Genomic DNA, 3,848 nt, shown 5'->3' on the forward strand with positions numbered 1-3,848 from the left:
GGACGGGCGGCCGATCCCTTGGAGTGCAGCGTCTGCCGGCCGCCTTCCTGCCAGGAACGGCGCCAGCGCTGAACCGAGCGCACACTGACCCGCAGTCCCTCCTCCTCGAGGACGTGAGCGTACGCCGCCACACGACGGACCAGCTGATCCTCGACGGGATCGACTGGACAGTCCGGCAGGGAGAGCACTGGGCGCGGCTGGTGGCCAACGGGGCAGGGAAGACCACCCTGCTGCGGCTGCTCGGCTCCCTGATGCACCCCACGACCGGAAGCGTGGAGGTGCTGGGCAGCCGGCTCGGCCGGGTGGACGTGCGGGAGCTGAGGGCCCGCATCGGCCACGTCACCTCGGCCCAGCGGGTGCCGCAGGGGCTCACCGCGCACACGGTCGTGCTCACCGGGCACAGCGGCACGGTGCAGCCGCTGTGGCGGACGTACGACGACGAGGTCCGGCTCCGAGCCCACGACCTGCTGACGGAGCTGGGCATCAAGGAACTGGCGAACCGGCCGTACAGCGTCTGCTCCGGCGGGCAGCGGGCGCGCATCCTGATCGCCCGGGCGCTGATGGCCGATCCGGCGCTGCTGCTCCTAGACGAGCCGTTCAACGCCCTGGACCTGCCCTCCCGCGAGGACCTCGTGGAGGGGCATTGTCAACTTTGACAGAGCGTCAGGGAAACGGCCGGAAAGTTTGCGGTCTCCCACCCCGAACTGACACTTCTAAATGACGCAAAGCAGGCATTGATGGTGGCCGAGGAGGGTGCTGCGGGAAAATTTCCTGTTAATCATCTGACGCCCTGTCAAAGTTGACAGTGCCCTCTAGAGCGTGTCGGCACGCTTTCTCCTGGACGCGCGCGAACGGCGTCTGATCTTCTTACCGGCATGACACGGTTTCTCCGACTGCGATTAGCCATCACGGCCGTGACCGCTTCCGCACTGCTGGGCGGCCTCGCCTATGCGGCCGGTGCCGTTACCGGCGAAGAGGGCTCCACGAGCGTTGCTGCCGCCCGGACGGGCAGCACCTCCTCATCCGGTTCCGGGCCGGAACTGCGCAGGGCGCTGCGGGAACTCGAGGCATCTTATGCAGGGCGGATCGGTGCGGTGGGCATCGACCTGGGGACCGGCCGCACGGTCGGCTACCGGGCCGACGAGCGTTTTCCCTTCAACTCCATGTTCAAGGTGTTCGCCTGCGCGGCAGTGCTGCACGAAGCACGCACCAGCAGGCCGGGGCTGATGGACGAAGTCGTGCGCTGGAAGCCCTCCGACATGACCGGCCTGACCGGGAACTCCCCCGAGACCACCGAGTACACCGACACGGGCATGACCCCGGCCCAGCTGTGCCGTGCCGGGATCACCAAGTCCGACGGTTTCGCGGGCAACATGCTGCTGGAGCAGATCGGCGGGCCGCGCGGGCTGACCGACTTCTTTCGCGCCATCGGCGACCGGGTGAGTCGCCTGGACCGGCCGGAACCCTGGCTGACCGAGTGGCAGCCCGGGCAGAAGCGCGACACCACTACTCCCGCGGCCGCCGCACGGACTTTCGCCGAGCTCACCACCGGCTCGATCCTCCACACCCGAGACCGGGCCCGGCTGGTCGGATGGCTGAAGGCGAGCCTCACCGGCGCCGACCGGATCAAGGCAGGCATTCCCCCGGACTGGACGGTCGGCAACAAGACCGGCACCGGCGGCGCGAGCAACCACGGCACCGCCAACGACCTGGCGATCGTCTGGCCGCCCGGATCGAACGCGCCGATCGTGCTGGCAGTGTTCACCAACCGTACCCTCGATGACACCCCGCACGACGACAAAGTGATCGCGGCCACCGCGACCGCGCTGGCCGAGGCCCTCGGCAGGTTGTGACCTGCCGAGGGCCTCGGCTGACGGCACTTCCACCGTGACGACGCGACGACAGGCGAGGACGGCAACAGCCACCGTCGTCACCGGGCGCTGTCACGTTGGCTGAGCTGGTGGGATGATCTTCTGGTTGATCATGCGGAGGGGTTGTCCGTGGACAGCGCGTCGCCGTCGTACGGGGGGTACCGGTACCCGGTCGAGGTCATCTCCCACTGCGTGTGGCTGTACTTCCGCTTCCCGCTGTCGTTCCGGGAGGTCGAGGAGCTGATGCTTGGACGCGGTGTGGTCGTCTCCTACGAGACGGTCCGGCGGTGGTGCGCCAAGTCCGGGCAGGCCCATGCGAACGGACTGCGCCGCCGCCGGCTGAGGCCCGGGGACAAATGGCATCTGGACGAGGTGTTCGTAAAGATCAACGGAGAGCGGAAGTACCTGTGGCGGGCCGTCGACCAGGACGGCACCGTGCTGGACATCCTCGTGCAGGACCGCGGAACACGGCCGCCGCCAGGCGCTTCTTCCGCAGGCTGCTGAAGAGGGCCGGTGCGGTGCCGCGGGTGGTCGTCACCGGCAAACTGCATTCCTACGGCGCCGCCCACCGCGAGGTCATGCCCTCGGTCGAGCACCGTTCCCACAAGGGCCTGAACAACCGGGCCGAGAACAGCCACCAGCCCACCCGGCAACGCGAACGCGCCATGAAAGGCTTCCGCAGCACCGGTGGGGCGCAGCGGTTCCTGGCCGCGTTCAGCGGCATCTCACCCCACTTCAGACCCCGCCACCACCTGATGACCGCACACGACTACCGCGCCGAGATGACCGTCCGCTTCGCCATCTGGGACCAGGTCACCGGCGTCGTCGGCAGGCCCGCCGAGGCCTGAGCCCGAAACCGGAACCCGGCTCCACCACACACAACACCCCGACAGGCACTCGCACACCCAACAACGTGACAGTGCCGGCTCGCAATACCACGCAACGTAGTCATATCATCCCGGTTTACTCACCGTGAAGGCTGGGGTTCACCAGTAGCAGCGAGTGGGACCCGGTTCCTGGGCGCGGGCAGCAGCGCGTTTCTCGTCCGCGATTCGCTGCTGGTCTCGTCGCAAAGCGTCTGCTCGGGCCTCCGGAGTGGCGGGTGGACCGAGGGTGATCGCCTCGGTGCCAGGCACCGGGGCCAGCGAGCATCGGAGGGGCGATTTGCTGGACCGCGTAGGAAGGTGGAGACGGGCCACACCTGCCGGGAGCTCGGCACGCAGCGCTCCGTGCCAGCGGATCCACAGCGCGGGGCGCCCGCGGAGTGCTTCGTCTCGGAGCTTGTCCACGGCGGTGCTCTCGTCCGCGCGGTCGATCTCCACGGCGATCGGTGGGCCGTCTTTGCGGATCACGCGCAGGTCAAGATAGGCGGACCAGGACGGTGACCAGTAGGCGATGCAGCCGCCGTTCTTCAGGCGAGGCGGGACGATGTAGCGCATCTGCGCCTCTGCTCTGCACCTCCACCCCGATGCTCCCACCCACTGCGCCACCGCCCGGGTGATGGACCGGGTCACCTCCTTGCCGGTCAGGCCGGTGAAGGAGAAGCCAGTCTCGGACAGGTACGTGCGTAAGGAGACAGCGAGGATTTCGGACTCGCCGACCTCCGTCGGTTCATGAGCCATCCGGTGATTCTCCGCTTGCCCACTGACAACGACCGGAGAGTGATGGGCGATTATCGTCAGGGCGCATGACCGGACTGGCCGACCGGTCACCGTGCCCGCTACTGGACCGACGTCCCGGGGCGGTAGTTGCTCGGGGTATCGTGTTGTCTCGCCACAGCGAGAGGCTGCCTTCTCGCTGTGGGTTAGCGCCAGAAACCGGGCAGGTGTGCGCCGCTGTTGTCCGTGGCGGCGCACACCTGTGCCGACTGTTCCTGCTAGGTCTAGGGTCTGTTGCGAAAGTGGATCTTGTTCGGTGATGATCACGTCCTGTGGGACGTGGGGATCTGACGAACGGCCAGTGGGCCCGGCTTGAGCC

The 3,848-nt window shown here is 67.7% G+C and carries 2 protein-coding genes and 2 pseudogenes; 3 read left to right on the forward strand and 1 reads right to left on the reverse strand.

Features of this window, described 5'->3' with window-relative positions; all coding sequences use genetic code 11:
• Positions 1-68: 68 nt before the first annotated feature.
• The 3 genes and pseudogenes from ACIQ8B_RS32855 to ACIQ8B_RS32865 form a co-directional block, all read left to right on the forward strand.
• Positions 69-653: pseudogene (locus tag ACIQ8B_RS32855) on the forward strand (ABC transporter ATP-binding protein); the annotation flags it as partial.
• 261 nt (positions 654-914) lie between these two features.
• Positions 915-1,853 carry a class A beta-lactamase gene (gene bla / locus ACIQ8B_RS32860; RefSeq protein ID WP_403551985.1) on the forward strand — a complete coding sequence of 313 codons (939 nt, stop codon included), beginning with the start codon at positions 915-917 and terminating at the stop codon, positions 1,851-1,853.
• Positions 1,854-2,000: 147 nt separating this feature from the next.
• Positions 2,001-2,719: pseudogene (locus tag ACIQ8B_RS32865) on the forward strand (IS6 family transposase).
• A gap of 138 nt (positions 2,720-2,857) precedes the next feature.
• On the opposite strand, the gene ACIQ8B_RS32870 reads toward ACIQ8B_RS32865, so the two are convergent.
• Entirely contained in the window at positions 2,858-3,493 is a 636-nt protein-coding gene (locus tag ACIQ8B_RS32870) for a hypothetical protein (RefSeq protein ID WP_403551987.1), read from the reverse strand.
• Between the last annotated feature and the right edge of the window lie 355 nt (positions 3,494-3,848).

Origin of the sequence: Streptomyces sp. NPDC096105 (assembly GCF_044763335.1) — a bacterium.
Lineage (GTDB): Bacteria > Actinomycetota > Actinomycetes > Streptomycetales > Streptomycetaceae > Streptomyces.

Excerpts from the sequence above, each read along its gene's own strand:
- ACIQ8B_RS32870 (WP_403551987.1), bottom strand. The coding sequence starts at position 3,493 with ATGGCTCATGAACCGACGGAGGTCGGCGAGTCCGAAATCCTCGCTGTC.